Origin of the sequence: Roseixanthobacter psychrophilus (genome assembly GCF_043195195.1) — a bacterium.
Lineage (GTDB): Bacteria > Pseudomonadota > Alphaproteobacteria > Rhizobiales > Xanthobacteraceae > NCEH01.
This window is the reverse complement of the sequence record NZ_JBAFWT010000017.1, coordinates 1-16,532: the sequence shown is the minus strand read 5'-3', so window position 1 is coordinate 16,532 and position 16,532 is coordinate 1. Positions and strand designations below refer to the sequence as shown.

Genomic DNA, 16,532 nt, shown 5'->3' with positions numbered 1-16,532 from the left:
CCCGAATGCGCGGGACCTGTGTCATGGCTGAGGGGCGGCTTGGGGAGAACATCGCCTATTTCGGCCGTGCCTTGCGCGCCGCCGGCCTGCCGGTGGGTCCGGGGACGATGCTGGATGCCGCGCGCGCCGTGGATCTGGCCGGGATCGGCACGCGCGAGGATTTCTACAACGTGCTGCGCGCCGTGTTCGTGAGCGCGCACGAGCACCAGGAGGTGTTCGACCAGGCGTTTCATCTGTTCTGGCGGCGCCGGTCGCAGTCGGAACGGCTGATCTCCTTGCTCTCGCCCCCCGCCCCGGGCGCCCCGGCCAAGGACAAACCGGCGATGCGCAAGCGCGTGGAGGACGCCCTGTTCTCCGGTGTCGGCCGCCGCCCCCCGGCGCAGAAGGACGAAATTGCGGTGGAGGCCCATTTCACCGCCTCTCCCGAAGACGTCCTGCGCACCAAGGATTTCGCGCAGATGAGCGCCGAGGAATTGGCGCAGGCGCGCCGGCGCATCGCCCGTCTGCGCCTGCCCGACGATATGATGCGCACGCGCCGCCTGCGGCCGGACCGCCGGGGCGTGGCATTCGATCTGCGCGCCTCGCTGCGGGCTTCGCTCGGCAGTGGCGGTGCCTTTCTTGCGCTGCGCAGGCGCGGGCCCGTCGCTCGCCCCAGGCCGGTGGTGGCGCTGGTGGATATCTCAGGCTCCATGGCCGAATATTCCCGGCCGGTGCTGCATTTCCTGCACGCGCTCACCGAACGGCGCGGCCGGGTGCACACGTTCCTGTTCGGCACACGCCTCACCAACGTCACCCGCATGCTGCGCCATCGCGATCCCGACGAGGCGCTGGAGAAAGTCGGGCAATCGGCGCAGGATTGGTCCGGCGGCACGCGGATCGCGGCTTCGCTGCGCGCCTTCAACAAGATCTGGTCGCGCCGCGTGATGGGACAAAGCCCCATCGTTCTGCTGGTCACCGATGGGTTGGAGCGCGACGCCGATGCGAGCCTGGAGCTGGAGATGGCCCGCCTGCGGCGCTCCGGCCATCGGCTGGTCTGGCTGAATCCCTTACTGCGCTATGATCGGTTCGAGCCCAAGGCGCGCGGCATCCAGGCAATGCTGCCCCATGTGGATGCGTTCCGCCCGGTGCATAATCTGGCAAGCCTGGAAGCCCTGGTCGCGGCGCTCGCGGACGAGGCCGCCGGGGCATCACCGGCGGGCCGGTCAGTCCGCCGCTGAAGCCTCTTCGGGCGGATAGGCGTGCACATCGCCGCAATGGTCGCGCACCCGCCCGGTGGCTGCGTCGAGATAGCCGGGGGTCAGCGGGACCTTGCCGTATCCGCCGGGAATATCGAGCACATAGCTCGGCAGGGCGATGCCGGAGAGGTGGCCGCGCAAGGCACGCATGATCTCCTGACCGCGCGCGACCGGAAGGCGGAAATGGCCGGTGCCGGGGGCAAGGTCGGGATGATGCAGGTAATAGGGCTTCACCCGGCATTCCAGGAGCCCGCGGAACAAGGCCGCGAGCGTATCGGCGTCGTCGTTCACGCCCTTCAGCAGCACCGATTGGGACAGGACAGGAATGCCCGCATCGACCATCCTGGCGAGCGCATCGCGCACGCTCTGCTGCAATTCCCGGGCATGGTTGGCATGGACCACGACGTATGAGGTGATGCCGGGTGCCTTCAGTGCGGCCACGAAGTCAGCAGTTACACGTTCCGGGGCCGCGATGGGGACGCGGGTGTGGAAGCGCACGATCTTCACATGATCGATGGCGGCAAGGCGCTGAACCACTTCGGCCATGCGGCGGGGCGAGACCATGAAGGGATCGCCGCCGGTGAGGATCACCTCCCAGATCGCCGGCGTTGCCGCGATATAGGCCAAGGCGGCGTCGAACTGCGCCGGGCTCAGCGCGGCCTCGCCCCCCGGGCCGACCATTTCGCGGCGAAAGCAGAAGCGGCAATAGACGGCGCAGACGCTCACCAGTTTCAGAAGCACACGGTCGGGATAGCGATGCACGATGCCGGGCACCGGGGAATGCGCCGCGTCGCCGATGGGGTCGGCGCGCTCTTCGGCCCGCATCTCCAGCTCGGCGATGTCGGGGACGAATTGGCGGGCGATGGGATCGTGCGGGTCGTCGCGCGCGATCAGGTCGGAAAGCGCCGGCGTGAGCGCCACCGCATAGCGCGCGCCCACCTGCTCCAGCGCGCCCCGTCGATCGGCGGGGACAAGGCCGGCAGCGATGAGATCGTCTGCGGTGCGCAGCGTGGACATGCGGCCTTCCGAGTGAAAATCTAACTGATCCGCCCGCGCCATGTGCAACATGCGGGGCCGCCCCTATATAGGGAACGAAGCGCCATTGCCAGAAACGCACGCCGCAGGAGGCTTCCATGAGCAGCGCGAATGAAGATGTGCTGGAGGGCGCCCTGCGCTGGCGCCGCGAAGGCAAGGGAGTCGCTCTCGCGACCGTCGTCGAGACCTGGGGCTCGGCGCCGCGTCCCGTCGGCAGCCATCTCGCGGTGGATCAGGACGGGGCCTTTCTCGGCTCGGTGTCCGGCGGCTGCGTCGAGGGGGCCGTGGTGAGCGAGGCGATGGAGGTGATCGAAACCGGCATGCCCCGCATCATTGAATTCGGCGTCGCCGACGAGACCGCATGGCGGGTGGGCCTGTCCTGCGGCGGGGCGATCCGGGTCTATGTGGAGCGGGTGGACTAGGGTCGAGCGGCCACCGCGCCGAAGGGGAACATCAGCATGCACGTCAAGCTTCTGGCAGAACTGACCGCGGCGCGGGCCGGCCGCCGTGCGGCCGTGCTGGTCACCGAGATGGAAACCGGCGCGCAGCGGCTGGTCTTCGGCGATGCGCTCGACGGCGATCCCTTGGAGGAAGCAGTGCGCTTCTCGCTCGCGAGAGGGAGGAGCGGCACGCTGGAAACCGAAGCGGGCCGGGTCTTTCTCACCGCCCATGTGCCGCCGCCGCGCATCGTGGTGATCGGCGCCGTGCACATCTCCCAGGCCCTGGCGCCCATGGCCCGCATCGCCGGCTATGACGTGACGATCATCGATCCCCGCACCGCCTTCGCAACGCCGGAGCGTTTTCCCGAGACGACCGTCATCGCCAAATGGCCCGACGAGGCGCTGAAGGAGGTGCCGCTGGACGCCTTCACCGCCCTCGCCGCGCTGACCCATGACCCGAAGATCGACGAGCCGGCCATCGAGGCGGCCCTGGCGGCGGGATGCTTCTACGTGGGCGCGCTCGGGTCGCGCCGCACCCATGCCAAACGGGTGGAACGGCTTCTGGCGCGCGGCCTGTCGGCGGAGCAGATCGGCCGCATCCATGCACCCATCGGGCTCGACATCGGCGCCGCGAGCCCGCAGGAAATTGCGGTTTCCGTGCTCGGCCAGATCATCGGCGCATTGCGCAAGGGGGCTCCGGCGCCCGCCAAGGCCGAGGTCGCGGCGTGAAATTCGGTCCGCTGCCGCTGGCGCTGGCGCACGGCGCCATCGTCGCGCATTCGGTGCGCACCGAGCATCTGACTCTCAAGAAGGGCATGCGGCTCGGGCCGGGCGAGATTGCCGCGCTGCAGGCCGCCGGGGTGAGCCATGTGGTCGTTGCCCGGCTCGATCCCGGCGATGTGTCGGAAGATGCCGCCGCCGATCGTCTCGCCGCGCTGGTGGGCGGGGAGGGGATGCGTGCCGCCAAGGCGTTCACCGGGCGCGCCAACCTGTTCGCCACCCGCGCCGGCCTTCTCGAGATCGACCGGGCGGCGGTGGATGCACTGAACGCACTGGACGAGGCGGTCACGTTTGCCACGCTGGAGCCGTTTCGCGCGGTCGCCGAGGGCGACATGGTGGCGACGGTGAAGATCATCCCCTATGCCATTCCAGCCGACCTTGCGGACGCCGCCGCCCGCGTTGCCCGGCCCGCGATCCGCGTGGCGCCGTTCCGGCGCCGCCGCGTTGCGGTGATTTCAACCCTTCTGCCCGGTCTCGCCGATAAGGTGGTGGAGAAGACGCTGCGCGTCACGCGCCAGCGCCTTTCCCCGGCGGGTGCCGAAATCTGTCACGACCTGCGGGTGCCTCACGCCGCCCCCGATCTGTCGCGGGCGCTGCATCAGGCCCATGCGGAAGGGGCGGAATGCGTGGTGGTGTTCGGCGCCTCGGCCATCGTCGACCGGCGCGACGTGATTCCCGCAGCGCTGGAAGCGGCGGGCGGGCGGGTGGAGCGGCTGGGCATGCCGGTCGACCCCGGCAATCTCATGATGCTCGGCGCGTTGCAGGGCATCCCGGTCCTGGGGGCGCCCGGCTGCGCCCGCAGCCCGAAGGAGAACGGCTTCGACTGGGTGCTGATGCGCTGCCTCGCGGATGTGCCCGTCACGGGGCGCGATGTGGGCGGCTGGGGGGTCGGCGGCCTGCTCGGCGAAATCATCACGCGGCCGCAGCCGCGCAGCGGCATAGGCAGGGACGAAATGTCGGACGAAAAGCCCCCCGTTGCCGCCGTGGTGCTGGCGGCGGGCCGGGGCACCCGCATGGGCGGCCCCAACAAATTGCTGGCCGACGTGGGCGGGCGGCCCGTGGTGCGACGGGTGGTGGAAGCCGCCCTCGCGTCCCGCGCGACGCCGGTGCTCGTCGTGACAGGGCATGAGCAGGCCCGCGTGGAACAGATCCTCTCCGGCCTGCCGGTGATCTTCGTGCACAATCCGGCTTTCGCCGAAGGGCTCTCCACCTCGGTGCGCGCAGGGATTTCGGCGGTGCCGGACGGCGCGGGCGCCGCCCTGGTGATGCTCGGAGACATGCCGCTGGTCGGCCCGCAGATCCTCGACCGGCTGATCGATACCTTCGACCCGGACACCGGCCGCCTGATCGCCTTGCCGGCGGCGGACGGGCGGCGCGGCAATCCGGTGCTGTGGGACCGCCGGTTCTTCGCGGCTTTGTCGCAACTTGAGGGGGATGTGGGCGCACGCCATCTGATCGCCGCCCATGCCGAGGCCGTGGTGGAAATCGAGGTGGAAGGGCCCGGGGCGTTCTTGGACGTGGACACTCCCGAGGCGCTCTCCCACGCCCGCGCGCACGTGCCAACAGCTGAGACCGAGGCACTTGACCCGCCCGATGCCAAGCCATAAACAGCCGGCCATGAGGGTTGCTTCCCTCCGTAAGCGTCTGACGTCAACCAACGCGCAACGTGGTGCGGCCATAAAGGCCGCCGTACCCGAAAGCGCAGTTTGATGTTGAATCCTCCCAATTCCCCCTCTCCCGAGCTGGCGCCCCTGTCCTCCAGGGCGGTGCTGCTGCGCCTGTTGCCCCTGGTCTGGATCGTCTTTTTCAGCGCGCTCGCCATCGCCGTGCCGCTGCCGGTGCTCGCGCTGCGGGTGCACGACCAGCTCGGCTTCAGCATCGCCACGGCGGGGCTCGCCGTCGGGATCCAATCCATCGCCACCTTGCTGACGCGGCAGACGGCCGGTTCGGCAGTGGATCGCTACGGCGCGAAGACGGCTGTGGTGATCGGCCTGCCGCTGGCCGTGACCGCCGGGCTGCTCTATCTCGGGTCGCTTCAGGTGCCCGGAGCGGGCGCGAGCCTCGCCGTGTTGGTCCTCGGTCGCCTGTGCCTCGGCTTAGCGGAAAGCCTGTTTCTCACCGGCGCCATGTCCTGGGGCATCGGCCGGGTCGGGCTTGCCAATACTGGACGGGTCATGGCGTGGCAGGGCATCGCCCTTTATGCGGCCATAGGCATCGGAGCGCCCATCGGCATCGCCCTCAACGAGGCCTATGGTTTCGTCGGCGTTGCCGCGGTGGCTGCGGGCGCGCCGCTGCTCGCCGTGCCCATGGCCCTGCTGGTCGCCAGTGTCCCGACCGTGCCCGGTCGCCGCCTCGGCTTCCATAAAGTGTTGGGGCTGATCTGGCGCCATGGTGTGGCATTGGCGCTGGCGACGGCGCCGTTCGCCGTGCTGGCCACGTTCCTGGCGCTGGTGTTCGCCAGCCGGGGCTGGCCACATGCCGGGGCAGGCCTGTTCCTGTTCGGCGCAACCTATATCGCGGTGCGCCTGTTCCTGGCGCATCTGCCGGACCGGATCGGCGGCAAGGGGGTCGCCGCAGTGTCCTTGCTGATTCTCGCGGCGGCGCAGCTCATGCTGTGGGTCGCGCCCGGTCCGGGCCTGGCTCTGGCTGGCGCGGCGCTGTCGGGCGTCGGCTTCTCGCTGATCTTTCCCGCGCTGGGCGTCGAGGCGGTGCGGCGCGTCCCGGCGGAGAGCCGTGGCCTTGCGGTGGGCGGGTTTCTCGCCTTCTTCGACATCGCGCTTGGCGTCACCGCCCCGGTCGCGGGCGTTCTGGTGGCTGCCTTCGGCTATGGCTCCATGTTCCTTGCCGGCGCCATCGGCTGCCTTCTGTCCTTCTGCCTGGTCCTGACTTTGCCGCGCACGCGGGCCTGAGGGCGATGGTCCAAGGCCGGGCCGTCAGTCTGAAGGGTCAGAATGGCTCGGGAATGAGGTGCGTCACCGGCAGGTCGAGCCGTTCGCACAGGAATTGCGCGAGCCGCAGGCGGTGGCAGCCTTCCACATGGCGCTCGTAGCACATGAGGCAGATGCGGCGGCCCTGAGCGAGCGAAGCCAGCTCGTCCAAAGCTTCGCGCGCGGCCTCGGTGGCGAGATGGGCGTCATAGATGCGCATCAGCGCGTCATGGTCGCCGGAGCGGGCGGCGAGCCGGCCTTCCTTAGGCGTGCCCAGCGCCCGCAGATGCACATAAGCGATGCCGTGCGCGGCGATCCCGGCTGCCAGCGCGGTCTTTGAGAAGCCGGGACGGCGCGAGGCGGCGACCGCGCGCACGTCCACCAGAAGATCGACGCCGGCGCGGGTCAGGCTGCCCTGAAACGCGCCGGACGTCGTCTGCTCATAGCCGACCGTGAAGAGTTCGGTCGCCGTGGTTTTTGCCATGAATCCTCATCCGTAGAGCGCCTTCGGCAGCCACAGGGCGATGCCGGGGAACACATAGAGCATGATCATGGCGACGATCACGAGGTAGAGGAAGGGCATCACGCCGGAGAAGATCTGGTCGATCGACACATGTTTCGGTGCCACCCCTTTCAAATAGAATGGGGCCATCGCCACCGGCGGCGACAGGAACGAGGTCTGCAGGTTGAGGGCGACCAGGATGCCGAAGAAGATCGGGTCCACGCCGAAATCATCCAGCAGCGGCAGGAAGATGGGCAGGAAGATCACGATGATCTCGGTCCATTCCAGCGGCCAGCCGAGCACGAAAATGATGGCCTGGGTCAGCAGCAGGAAGCCGATCGGCCCAAGGTTGAGGCTTAGGATGAATTCCTCCACCACCCGCTGCCCGCCCAGCAGCGCGAACACCGCCGAGAACACAGCGGAGCCCACGAACAGCCAGCAGACCATGGCCGAGGCGCGGGCGGTCAGGTACACGCTCTCCTTCAGCTTGTTCACGGAGAAGGTGCGATAGGCGACAGCGAGCAGCACCGCGCCCGCCGCGCCGACAGCCGCTGCCTCCGAGGGCGTGGCGATGCCGAAGATGATGGCGCCGAGCACGCTGCTGATCAGCAACGCAAGGGGGAAGAAGGAGGTCGCAAGCGCAAGCGCGATCTCCCCCGCCGAGCCGGCCCGGGCCTCTTTCGGCAACTTCGGTGCGAGCGCCGGATTGAGCATGGCGCGGATGATGACATAGCCCATGTAGAGGCCGGTCAGCATCAGGCCCGGGAAGAAAGCGGCGGCGTAGAGCTTCACCACCGAGACGCCCGCCGTGGCGCCATAGAGGATCAGCATGACGCTCGGCGGGATCAGGATGCCGAGGCAGCCGCCCGCGCACACCACGCCGGCGGCGATCTTGGTGTCGTAGCCGGCCCGCAGCATGGCGGGAAAGGCGAGCAGGCCCATGAGCGTCACCACCGCGCCGACAATGCCGGTGGCGGTCGCGAACATGGCGCAGGTGATGAGGGTGGCGACGGCGAGCGAGCCGGGAATCCAGCCCGCGGCGAGCTGGATCGCCCGGAACAGCCGGTCGAGGATGTTCGCCCGCTCCACCACATAGCCCATGAACAGGAACAGCGGGATGGAGATGAGCACGTCGTTCGCCATCACGCTGTAGGCGCGCTGCACGAACAATTGGAACACCGTGTCGCCACGGGTGATGTATCCAAAGCCGACGCCCAGCGCCATCAGCGTAAACGCGATGGGAAAGCCGAGCATGAGGAAGACGAGGAACAGGACCAGCATCACGATGCCGAGGGCGGGATCGGAAATGAACATCACAGCGCCCCCCGGCCGATCGCCTCGGCATCCGCCTTGTTGGCGGCTTCATCGAGAATGAGTTTTTCCATTTCCTCCACGTCGTGCAGCCGGTCGGGCCATATGCCGGTGCGCAGGGTGATGATGCAGCGGATCACCTCCACCACGCCCTGCATGAACATGAGCACGCCGGTAATGGGGATGAGCCCCTTGAACGGCCAGATGATCGGCCCGTCGGGGGAGAAGGAGGAATGTTCGTTGAGCAGGTAGGACAGATAGAAATAGCCCCAGCCGGAATAGACCAGCGCGAGGATGCCGGGGAAGAAGAACAGGAAGTAAAGCACCAGATCCACCGCCGCCTGGCGCTTCGGCGGCCAGTTGCGATAGAGGAAGTCGCCGCGCACGTGGCCGTTGCGGGAGAGGGTGTATGCGCCTGCCATCATGAACAGCGTGCCGTACAGCATGTAGGACACGTCATAGGCCCAGGACGTGGGCGCCCGCAGCACGTATCTGCAGAACACCTCGTAGCAGATGGCAAGCGTCAGAATGACGATGACCCATGCGAAAAGCTTGCCGACGAAGGTATTAAATCGATCTATACCGATCAAAAACGCTTGCATTGCGTATGGTCTCCGCTACGGCGGCCGTGACTGCGACCCGATATCCTTGGCGGCGAACGGCTCGTCACACACGCGCACGGCCCGCATGAACGGAACCGTCCATGGCGTTGGCCGCCATGGACGGGCGTTTGCAGGCAGGACGATGCGGCGTGCGGAACCCGCGCCGCGCCGGTATCAGGCCTTCTGGAAGAAGTGGTTGTAGGCGAGCGCGCTATCGGGCTCGTACTGCAGGCGGAAACCGACCACCCGCTTGGCCCACGCCATCTGGCTGTCGACGACCTTCTTGAAGAACGGGTCGACCGACAGGTTGGCGATCACCTTATCCCAGGCGTTGAGCTGGGCTTCGAGCACCGACTTGGGTGTTGGGATCACCTTGACCCCGCGCGCCTTGAGGGCTTCCAGGTCCTTCGAATAGCGGTCCTGCGCCTTCCACATCATCTCGGAGGAGGCCGCATCGGCCGCGCCGCGGATGATCGCCTGCACGTCCTTGGGCATGCTGTCGAACTTCGCCTTGTTGAACAGGATCTCGAAGCATTCCAGCGCCTGGTGATAGGACTGGACCATGTAGACCTTCGCGACGTCGGGGAAGCCGAGCACGGTGTCGGACGAGGGGTTGTTGAATTCCGCGCCCTCGATCAGGCCGCGATCCATGGCCGGGACGATTTCGCCGCCCGGCAGGATGGTGACCGCGATGCCCATTTCCTTCGAAAGGTCGGCCGCGAGACCCACCGTGCGGTATTTCATGCCCTTCAACTGGTCGGGGTTGCTGATCTCGGTCTTGAACCAGCCGAGCGGCTGCGCCGGCATGGGGCCGGAGAGCAGGCCGATCACGTTCAGCTTGAGGATGTTCTGCGTCAGCTCATCATAAAGCTGCTGGCCGCCGCCGAACCGGATCCAGCCCAGAAGTTCGTCGGCATCCCAGCCGAAGGCCGGGGCGGTGCCGAACAGCGAGAACGCCTTGTTCTTGCCGTACCAATAGGCGGACACGCCGTGGCCGCCGTCGATGATGCCGGACGAGACCGCGTCCAGGACCTGGAAGGCCGGGACCACAGCGCCGGCCGCGAGCAGTTCCAGCTCGATGCGCCCGCCGGCCATCTGGTTCACATAGCGGACGAAGTCGCCCGCATATTCATGGAAGATGTCCTTGTTGGGCCAGGTGGACTGGAACTTCAGCTTGATTGGCGCCTGGGCATGGACGGCGGGAGCGGCGATCAAGGTCGCTCCGGCGGCGGTTGCGGCCGCTGCCGTGAGGAAGCCGCGCCGCGAGGGGCGCACGGGTTCATTCACTTTGGAAGTGTCGGTCACTGTATCCTCCCTAAGGGGGTACGGTTCTCTTTGGAACCAATAGCGGTGTTGGCGCACCATTCCCCACGTAACGTCCTAGCAGACGCTACGTCATACCCATACGGCAATAGACTTTAGTGGAAGGGGACCAAAAATATTACGCGCACGTGCCGTTCGGCGCCCGATCCGAGGTGTTTTGCGGCCGGGCGCGCGGCGGTTGGGCGCACTTTCGCCGTTCCGTCCTGGCACGCGCGCGGGTGCGCCGCTTGCCGTCACGCGCGAGGCGGAATACCTGTATGCGCCTTCGCCGGGTCTTCCCGGTTGAGTGGGGAGCATACATATGGCCGAAATCCAGCAGCCCATCGAGCTTCATTACTGGCCGACGCCCAATGGGTGGAAGATCGCCATCATGCTCGAAGAGTGCGAACTGCCCTATAGCGTGAAGCTGGTGAACATCGGCAAGGGCGACCAGTTCAAGCCGGATTTTCTGACGATTTCACCCAACAACAAGATCCCCGCCATTCTCGATCCCAACGGCCCCGACGGACAGCCGATCTCGGTGTTCGAATCGGGGGCCATTCTCCAGTATCTCGGCCGCAAGACCGGCAAGTTCTATCCCGCCGAGGAACGCAAGCGGGTGGCGGTGGAGGAATGGCTGTTCTGGCAGATGGGCGGCCTCGGGCCGATGGCCGGCCAAGCTCATCATTTCCGCATCTATGCCCCAGAAAAGATCCCTTATGCGATCGACCGCTACACCAATGAGGTGCACCGCCTGTACGGCGTGATGAACACTCGCCTCAAGGATCGCGAGTTCCTGGCCGGCGACTATTCCATCGCCGACATGGCCTGTGTGGGCTGGGCCAAGCTGTGGGAGCGGCAGGGGCAGAAGATCGAGGAATTCCCGCATTTCCAGCGCTGGCTGGAGACCGTGAAGATGCGTCCCGCCGTGCAGCGCGGGCTTGCCGTCAGCGCCGAGGAGCGCAAGCCGGACCTCTCCAAGGACAAGGAAGCCTATAGCATCCTGTTCGGCCAGCGCGCGCGCTGAGGTCGTCAGCCGCCTCTCGCTTTTTGCGCGGGGTCGGCTTAGATGCGACCGCCGCACCGCCCGCGCCGAAGTCACGCGGGCGCCAGGACCTAGTGCGGCACGGTCGAGGAGCTTCTTCACCCATGTCGCCCGATCCGCGCACCATTCTCGGCCAGGCGGCCGCATTCGCCAGGGCCGGACAGGTCGATAAGGCTATCGAGGGCTTTCGCCTCGCGGTGCAGCTCCAGCCCTCGCTGGTGGATGCGCACCGCATGCTGGCCATGGCCCTCATTCAGGCCGGTCGCCCCGAGGAGGCGCTGCCGAACGCGCGCCGCACCGCCAACATGGTGCCCAAGGATCCGAACGCCGCGATTTTGCTGGCCGTGGCGCTCCAGGGCGTAGGCCAATTCGAAAAGGCGCTGGCCGCCGCCGAGCGGGCCATCAAGCTTGCCCCCCAATTGGGCGAGGCGCATTTCCAGGCCGCCAACGCGCTCGGCGCCCTCGGTCGGCACGAGGCCGCCGCTAAAGCCTATACGCGGGTTCTCGAACGCGATCCGCTGGCGGTGGAAGCGCTCGCCAATCGCTCGGTGGCGCTGGTCCAGGCCGGGCATGTCGATGCCGCCTTGGCGGATTGCGAGCGCCTGCTGGAGCTTCAACCCTGGTCGCCGATCCATCCTGTCAACAAGGGGTTCATTCTCCTCGGCAAGGGCGATCCCGCTGCGGCGAAGGTTGTCGCGCTTCACGCGATCAAGCTCGCCCCGGATTTCGTCGATGGCCATCATCTGCTCGGCGAATGCTGCTTCGTCCTCGGCGACATGGAGGGTGCCGCCGCGGCCTATGAGCAGGCCGTGACGCGGGCGCCGCAACGGCCCGATTTGCGTCTGCGCTACGCTTTCATCCTGCGCCGCCTCGGCGCCTTTGCGGCCGCGTGCGCGCAGGCCGACGCGGTGCTGGAGGCGGCCGCGTCCAACCCTGCGGCGCTGTTCGAGCGTGCCATGGCCCGCGAGGGTCTCGGCGAGGCCGAAGGCGCACTTGAGGATCTCGATGCCATGCTGGCGGTCGAGCCGCCCTTCACCGAAGCATTGCTGGCGCGGGCGCGGCTCCAGGCCTATCTCGGCGCGCGTGATGATGGTCGAGCCACCCTCGCCAAGGCCCTGCATCTCGACCCCCACAATGCCCGTGTGCTTGAGGCAAAGGCCGGCGAGGCACTGTCCCGCGCCGCGTGGCCCGAGGGATGGGCGGCGCTGGACGCGGCCGCGCAGGGCGCTCGTGCCCGCCTCGCCGCGCGCAACATCGGCATCTGGGATGGAACCGGAAGCCCGCCCGCGCTGGTGGTGAGCGCAGGGGAGAGCCTTTCCGACACGCTCGCCTTGGTCCGCTTGCTGCCGGTGCTGGCGGATCGCGGGATCGAACCGCGCCTGCTGGTCGCCGACGCCGCGCACGCGGCACTGTTCGCCAATGTGGATCCGCGTGTGCGCGTGGTGTCCGACCCGGCCGAGATCGATCCGGCGCAGGAGGGGGTGATCGGCGTCGCCCTCGGGAGCCTGCCGCATCTGATCGCGCCCGATCCCAGCCTATGGCCGCAGGTGCCCTATCTGCAGGCGCCGCCCGACCGCCGCTCGGCCTGGAGCCATGCGCGGTCCGCTGGCGATCTCGTGATCGGCATCCATTGGCAGAGCGAGGATGCCGGCCGCATCGACCCCTTGCGCAGCGTGCCGCTGGAAGCCTTCGGCCCGCTGGCGGCGCTCGACGGCGTGCGCCTGGTAGCGCTTCAGCAGGGCCCGGCGGCGGCGCAGATGGATCATGTCTCCTTCCGCGGCAAGATCCTGCGCCTGGAGAGCGATTTCGACGCCGACGGCACGTTCCTCGACAGTGCGGGCTTGATCCATCATCTCGATCTCATCGTCAGCGTCGATGCGCCTTTGGCGCATCTGGCGGGGGCGATGAACCGGCCGGTCTTCGTCGCGGCAGGCGGCGAAACCCATTTCGCGTTCGGCGGCGAGGGGCCGGAAAACCTCTTCTACCCCTCCGTGCGCACGGTACGGCAGGGCCAGCCGGGACAATGGGGCGGCGTCTTCACCGCCATCGCGGCGGGCGTTCAGATGGGCAAGGCGGAGAATCATGAATCCAAGTGAGGCGGCGGCGCCGGTGGAAATCCTCGCCCCCATTTCGGCGGGGGAATTGATCGACAAGATCACGATCCTCGAGATCAAGGCGGCCCGCATTGCCGATCCGGCCAAGCTGGCGAACGTGACGCACGAACTCACCGCCCTGTCGCGCCTGCGCGCGGCGCATGGGCTGTCGGAGGGTTTTGAGGCGCTCACCGCCGACATCAAGAGCGTGAACGAGGCGCTCTGGGAGATCGAGGACGCCCTGCGCGAACTGGAGGTCGAGCAGCGCTTCGACGCGCAATTCGTGGAGCTGGCGCGGGCGGTCTATGTGACCAACGACCGACGCGCGGCCATCAAGCGCGAGATCAACGCGCGCTCCGGCTCGCTGATCGTGGAAGAGAAATCCTACGCCGGCACTTAATTCCGGGGGGAAGGGCGAGGGCGGCTTGCAAAGCCGTCCTCGGTTCGGCATACGTGGGCGCAATGGAGACGTGGCCGAGAGGCTGAAGGCACTCGTTTGCTAAATGAGCAGACCCCCAAAAGGGTCTCGAGGGTTCGAATCCCTCCGTCTCCGCCATTTCAGTCCCAAACTGGGCACGCCTAGGCGCGCCTTGCCCTTGACGCCGGTCAATGTTCGACTCGGCCCGCGTTCCGAGCATGCGAGCCGGACGCCACGCCGGTCGACATGGCAGGCTCGGGGGGATGGCCCATGATCTTCGCGGACCGAATCGATGCAGGGCGCCGGCTGGCGGCGGCGCTCGCCGCCTATCGCCCACGCCGTCCCGTGGTGCTGGCGCTGCCGCGCGGCGGCGTGCCCGTGGCGGCGGAGATCGCGCGGGCCCTTGCCGCGCCGCTCGATCTCATCCTGGTGCGCAAGATCGGCCTGCCCTGGCAGTCCGAGCTCGCCATCGGCGCCGTGGTCGACGGCGCCGAGCCGGTGATCGTCCGCAACGAGGCGATTCTCGCGCGCGCCGCGGTCGACGAGGCGGATTTCCAGCGCGTGTGCCGGCAGGAGCTTGCCGAGATCGAGCGCCGCAAGGCCCGCTATCTGGGCGGGCGCGCCCGGGCGGAACTGGTCGGTAGGAGTGTGATCGTCGTCGATGACGGCATCGCCACCGGCGCCACCATGAAGGCGGCGTTGCAGGCGGTCCGCCAGCGCGGCCCGGCGGAACTGGTGCTGGCGGTCCCCGTCGCCCCCGCCGAGGCGATTGCCGAACTGCGGCCCGAAGTGGACGATCTCATCTGCCTCGACGTGCCGGAACCGTTCGGAGCGATCGGCTGCTTCTACCGCGACTTCAGCCAAGTGAGCGATGAGGAAGTCGTCGCGACACTGGCGCGCTTCCCGTCCGGCGCGCACTCTGCCGGCATGTGAGCGGCCAGGGACAGAATTATCCGCTTCCCTTGATCCCCATCAACACCGTGCCGGCGCGAAAGGCGTCCCATTCCGGCGGGCTGCAGGACCGGCGCACAATACGGCGTGGCCGATTTCCCCGACAGCTCGGCCCACCCTCCGGGTGCGCCCACCGGGTGAATGAAAGGACCTCCGCCATGAGGGAAAGCAAGCTTAGGGAGCGTGTGGCCATTTCCGGCGTCGGTTGTTCGCGGTTCGGCGACCTGCTGGAAACGCCGGAACTCAAGGGGCTCAGCCTCCAGGAACTGACCGCCCGTGCCGTCAAGGAGGCACTGGACGACGCCGGGCTCACCGGCCAGGACGTCGATGCGGTTTTCGCCGGCAACGCCATGGTGCATAGCTCGCAGGTGCCGGGCACTTATTCCCAGCTGTCGAAATGGACCGGCACCCAGTTCAAGGCCGGCGTTCACTTCGAGGCCCAGTGCTCGACCACCAATGTGGGCGCCTCGCTGGCGGCAATGTCGATCGCCGCCGGCGTCTATGACACCGTGCTGGTCTACGGGCTGGAGACGACCCGGACTAAGGTCAAGGGCTTCAGCCCCTATGAGCGCGAGCCCATTTCCCATCAGCAGACCTGGCTGTGGACCGACATGGCGGTCAACCAGGCCTATGGCGTGCCGCAGGGCTACGACATCTTCTCGACCTATAACGGGCTGGTCGCGCTGGGCTACTGCCGCAAATACGGAATCTCCATCGAGGATTACGACCGCGGCATGTTCGAGCTCTGCCGCACGCGGCGCCTGCACGGCTCGCTAAACCCAAAGGCCAACATCCAGGAGACGCTGGAAAAGCGGGCGGCGGACAAGGGCTTCACCGATGCCTTCGACTACTGGCGCTCGGACGCGCACAACCCGTTCGTCGCGTGGCCCTCGCGCCTGCTCAGCCTTGTGACCACCGCCGATGGTGCCTCCGCCATGGTGCTGACGCGCGCCGATCTCGCCAGGGACGGCAAGTCGCAGCCGGTGGAGTTCAAGGGCTTCGGCATCAGTTACAGCGATCTGCCCTGGTACGGCGAGGACCCCACCCATTGGGAATTCGACCGGCGGGCCATCGATGCCGCCTTCGGCATGGCCGCTATCGGGCCGGCGGATATCGACTATCTGCACACCCATGACTGCTCGCACATCTCCAGCCTCTGCACGGCGGAGACGATCGGCTACCTGCCGCCGGGCGGCGGCCTCGACGCGGCACGCGCCGGGCGGCTGCGCTTCGACGGCGACCGGCCGATGTCGACCCATGGCGGCCGCCATGCCTTCGGCCATGCCTGGGGCGCCAGCGCCGGCAGCGATACCTATGAGGCCGTGCTGCAGATGCGCGGCAAGGCCGGTGCCCGACAGATCCCGAGCCCGCCGGAGATTTCCGTCATCCACACCCACGGCTACGCCATGATCGGCACCGTGGTCGTTCTGGGAGGACTGTGACATGCAGGACGTCGCCGAGCAGCCAAGCGCCATTCGCTGGTATTATGAAGGACTGGGGCAGAACGTGTTCCGGGCGGCGAGTTGCCGCTCCTGCGGCAAGCTGACCTTCCCGCCGACCGGATGCTGCGAGCATTGCGGCAGCTGGGAGGTCGAAGGCGTCGAGCTGAGCGGCGAGGCGACCCTGCTCTACGCCACGCACAACATCACGCCCGCCTGCCATCCCCGCTTCGAGAAGATGGCTCCCTATGTCTACGGCCATCTCCGCCTCAGGGAAGGGCCGATCGTGCAGGCCATCATCCTTGGCGTCGAGGCCCGGCCGGAATCTCTGCGCGCCCTGTTCGAGCGGGGGCCGGTCCCGGCGAGGGCGGAGACGCTGAAGATGGATGACCTGCCGGTGATCGCCTTCCGCCTCGCCGGCTGAGTCCCTGCAAGAGCTATCAGCACTTCGT

16 protein-coding genes and 1 tRNA gene are annotated in these 16,532 nt (G+C 67.5%); 12 read left to right on the top strand and 5 right to left on the bottom strand.

The window, feature by feature from the left end; translation table 11 throughout:
- The first annotated feature begins 23 nt into the window (after positions 1-23).
- Complete coding sequence (locus V5F77_RS15690) at positions 24-1,217, top strand: vWA domain-containing protein (protein ID WP_429006299.1); 1,194 nt, start codon at positions 24-26, stop codon at positions 1,215-1,217.
- Here V5F77_RS15690 and V5F77_RS15685 read toward each other — a convergent pair.
- Positions 1,203-2,252 carry a lysine-2,3-aminomutase-like protein gene (locus V5F77_RS15685; protein WP_429006298.1) on the bottom strand — a complete coding sequence of 350 codons (1,050 nt, stop codon included), beginning with the start codon at positions 2,250-2,252 and terminating at the stop codon, positions 1,203-1,205. The genes V5F77_RS15690 and V5F77_RS15685 overlap by 15 nt on opposite strands.
- A gap of 116 nt (positions 2,253-2,368) precedes the next feature.
- Here V5F77_RS15685 and V5F77_RS15680 point away from each other — a divergent pair, with 116 nt between their 5' ends.
- The 4 genes from V5F77_RS15680 (at position 2,369) to V5F77_RS15665 (ending at position 6,399) form a co-directional block, all read left to right on the top strand.
- Positions 2,369-2,692, top strand: coding sequence for an XdhC family protein (locus V5F77_RS15680; protein ID WP_429006297.1), 324 nt, complete (start codon positions 2,369-2,371; stop codon positions 2,690-2,692).
- Between the two features lie 36 nt (positions 2,693-2,728).
- Positions 2,729-3,439, top strand: a complete 711-nt coding sequence (locus tag V5F77_RS15675; protein WP_429006296.1) for an XdhC family protein — start codon at positions 2,729-2,731, stop codon at positions 3,437-3,439.
- Positions 3,436-5,097 carry an NTP transferase domain-containing protein gene (locus V5F77_RS15670; RefSeq protein ID WP_429006295.1) on the top strand — a complete coding sequence of 554 codons (1,662 nt, stop codon included), beginning with the start codon at positions 3,436-3,438 and terminating at the stop codon, positions 5,095-5,097. The genes V5F77_RS15675 and V5F77_RS15670 overlap by 4 nt, the downstream gene beginning before the upstream one ends.
- 102 nt (positions 5,098-5,199) lie before the next feature.
- Positions 5,200-6,399, top strand: coding sequence for an MFS transporter (locus V5F77_RS15665; protein ID WP_429006294.1), 1,200 nt, complete (start codon positions 5,200-5,202; stop codon positions 6,397-6,399).
- A 37-nt stretch (positions 6,400-6,436) separates the two neighbouring features.
- Here V5F77_RS15665 and V5F77_RS15660 read toward each other — a convergent pair whose 3' ends face one another.
- The 4 genes from V5F77_RS15660 to V5F77_RS15645 all read right to left on the bottom strand — a co-directional run bounded on the left by V5F77_RS15660 (position 6,437) and on the right by V5F77_RS15645 (position 10,137).
- Complete coding sequence (locus V5F77_RS15660) at positions 6,437-6,901, bottom strand: DUF488 domain-containing protein (protein WP_429006293.1); 465 nt, start codon at positions 6,899-6,901, stop codon at positions 6,437-6,439.
- 6 nt (positions 6,902-6,907) lie between these two features.
- Positions 6,908-8,233 carry a TRAP transporter large permease gene (locus tag V5F77_RS15655; RefSeq protein ID WP_429006292.1) on the bottom strand — a complete coding sequence of 442 codons (1,326 nt, stop codon included), beginning with the start codon at positions 8,231-8,233 and terminating at the stop codon, positions 6,908-6,910.
- On the bottom strand, positions 8,233-8,832 hold the full coding sequence (locus tag V5F77_RS15650) for a TRAP transporter small permease subunit (protein WP_429006291.1): 600 nt from the start codon (positions 8,830-8,832) through the stop codon (positions 8,233-8,235). Before V5F77_RS15650 ends, V5F77_RS15655 begins: the two co-directional genes overlap by 1 nt.
- 174 nt (positions 8,833-9,006) lie before the next feature.
- The gene (locus tag V5F77_RS15645) at positions 9,007-10,137 is read right to left on the bottom strand and encodes a TRAP transporter substrate-binding protein (protein ID WP_429006290.1); all 1,131 of its coding nucleotides are present in this window, start codon (positions 10,135-10,137) and stop codon (positions 9,007-9,009) included.
- Positions 10,138-10,456: 319 nt separating this feature from the next.
- On the opposite strand from V5F77_RS15645, the gene V5F77_RS15640 reads away from it, so the two are divergent.
- The 7 genes from V5F77_RS15640 to V5F77_RS15610 all read left to right on the top strand — a co-directional run bounded on the left by V5F77_RS15640 (position 10,457) and on the right by V5F77_RS15610 (position 16,504).
- On the top strand, positions 10,457-11,161 hold the full coding sequence (locus V5F77_RS15640; RefSeq protein ID WP_429006289.1) for a glutathione S-transferase N-terminal domain-containing protein: 705 nt from the start codon (positions 10,457-10,459) through the stop codon (positions 11,159-11,161).
- Positions 11,162-11,283: 122 nt separating this feature from the next.
- On the top strand, positions 11,284-13,275 hold the full coding sequence (locus tag V5F77_RS15635; RefSeq protein WP_429006288.1) for a tetratricopeptide repeat protein: 1,992 nt from the start codon (positions 11,284-11,286) through the stop codon (positions 13,273-13,275).
- The gene (locus tag V5F77_RS15630) at positions 13,262-13,672 is read left to right on the top strand and encodes a DUF6165 family protein (protein ID WP_429006287.1); all 411 of its coding nucleotides are present in this window, start codon (positions 13,262-13,264) and stop codon (positions 13,670-13,672) included. Before V5F77_RS15635 ends, V5F77_RS15630 begins: the two co-directional genes overlap by 14 nt.
- Before the next feature lie 64 nt (positions 13,673-13,736).
- Positions 13,737-13,828 (top strand) — tRNA-Ser (locus V5F77_RS15625).
- 132 nt (positions 13,829-13,960) lie between these two features.
- A complete protein-coding gene (locus V5F77_RS15620; RefSeq protein ID WP_429006286.1) occupies positions 13,961-14,623 on the top strand; it encodes a phosphoribosyltransferase in 663 nt (220 codons plus the stop codon).
- Between the two features lie 176 nt (positions 14,624-14,799).
- On the top strand, positions 14,800-16,083 hold the full coding sequence (locus V5F77_RS15615) for a thiolase family protein (protein ID WP_429006285.1): 1,284 nt from the start codon (positions 14,800-14,802) through the stop codon (positions 16,081-16,083).
- A 1-nt stretch (position 16,084) separates the two neighbouring features.
- A complete protein-coding gene (locus V5F77_RS15610; RefSeq protein ID WP_429006284.1) occupies positions 16,085-16,504 on the top strand; it encodes a Zn-ribbon domain-containing OB-fold protein in 420 nt (139 codons plus the stop codon).
- The last annotated feature ends 28 nt before the right edge of the window (positions 16,505-16,532 follow it).

Excerpts from the sequence above, each read along its gene's own strand:
- V5F77_RS15690 (WP_429006299.1), top strand. The coding sequence starts at position 24 with ATGGCTGAGGGGCGGCTTGGGGAGAACATCGCCTATTTCGGCCGTGCC.
- V5F77_RS15685 (WP_429006298.1), bottom strand. The coding sequence starts at position 2,252 with ATGTCCACGCTGCGCACCGCAGACGATCTCATCGCTGCCGGCCTTGTC.
- V5F77_RS15680 (WP_429006297.1), top strand. The coding sequence starts at position 2,369 with ATGAGCAGCGCGAATGAAGATGTGCTGGAGGGCGCCCTGCGCTGGCGC.
- V5F77_RS15675 (WP_429006296.1), top strand. The coding sequence starts at position 2,729 with ATGCACGTCAAGCTTCTGGCAGAACTGACCGCGGCGCGGGCCGGCCGC.
- V5F77_RS15665 (WP_429006294.1), top strand. The coding sequence starts at position 5,200 with ATGTTGAATCCTCCCAATTCCCCCTCTCCCGAGCTGGCGCCCCTGTCC.
- V5F77_RS15660 (WP_429006293.1), bottom strand. The coding sequence starts at position 6,901 with ATGGCAAAAACCACGGCGACCGAACTCTTCACGGTCGGCTATGAGCAG.
- V5F77_RS15655 (WP_429006292.1), bottom strand. The coding sequence starts at position 8,233 with ATGTTCATTTCCGATCCCGCCCTCGGCATCGTGATGCTGGTCCTGTTC.
- V5F77_RS15650 (WP_429006291.1), bottom strand. The coding sequence starts at position 8,832 with ATGCAAGCGTTTTTGATCGGTATAGATCGATTTAATACCTTCGTCGGC.
- V5F77_RS15640 (WP_429006289.1), top strand. The coding sequence starts at position 10,457 with ATGGCCGAAATCCAGCAGCCCATCGAGCTTCATTACTGGCCGACGCCC.
- V5F77_RS15635 (WP_429006288.1), top strand. The coding sequence starts at position 11,284 with ATGTCGCCCGATCCGCGCACCATTCTCGGCCAGGCGGCCGCATTCGCC.
- V5F77_RS15630 (WP_429006287.1), top strand. The coding sequence starts at position 13,262 with ATGAATCCAAGTGAGGCGGCGGCGCCGGTGGAAATCCTCGCCCCCATT.
- V5F77_RS15620 (WP_429006286.1), top strand. The coding sequence starts at position 13,961 with ATGATCTTCGCGGACCGAATCGATGCAGGGCGCCGGCTGGCGGCGGCG.
- V5F77_RS15615 (WP_429006285.1), top strand. The coding sequence starts at position 14,800 with ATGAGGGAAAGCAAGCTTAGGGAGCGTGTGGCCATTTCCGGCGTCGGT.
- V5F77_RS15610 (WP_429006284.1), top strand. The coding sequence starts at position 16,085 with ATGCAGGACGTCGCCGAGCAGCCAAGCGCCATTCGCTGGTATTATGAA.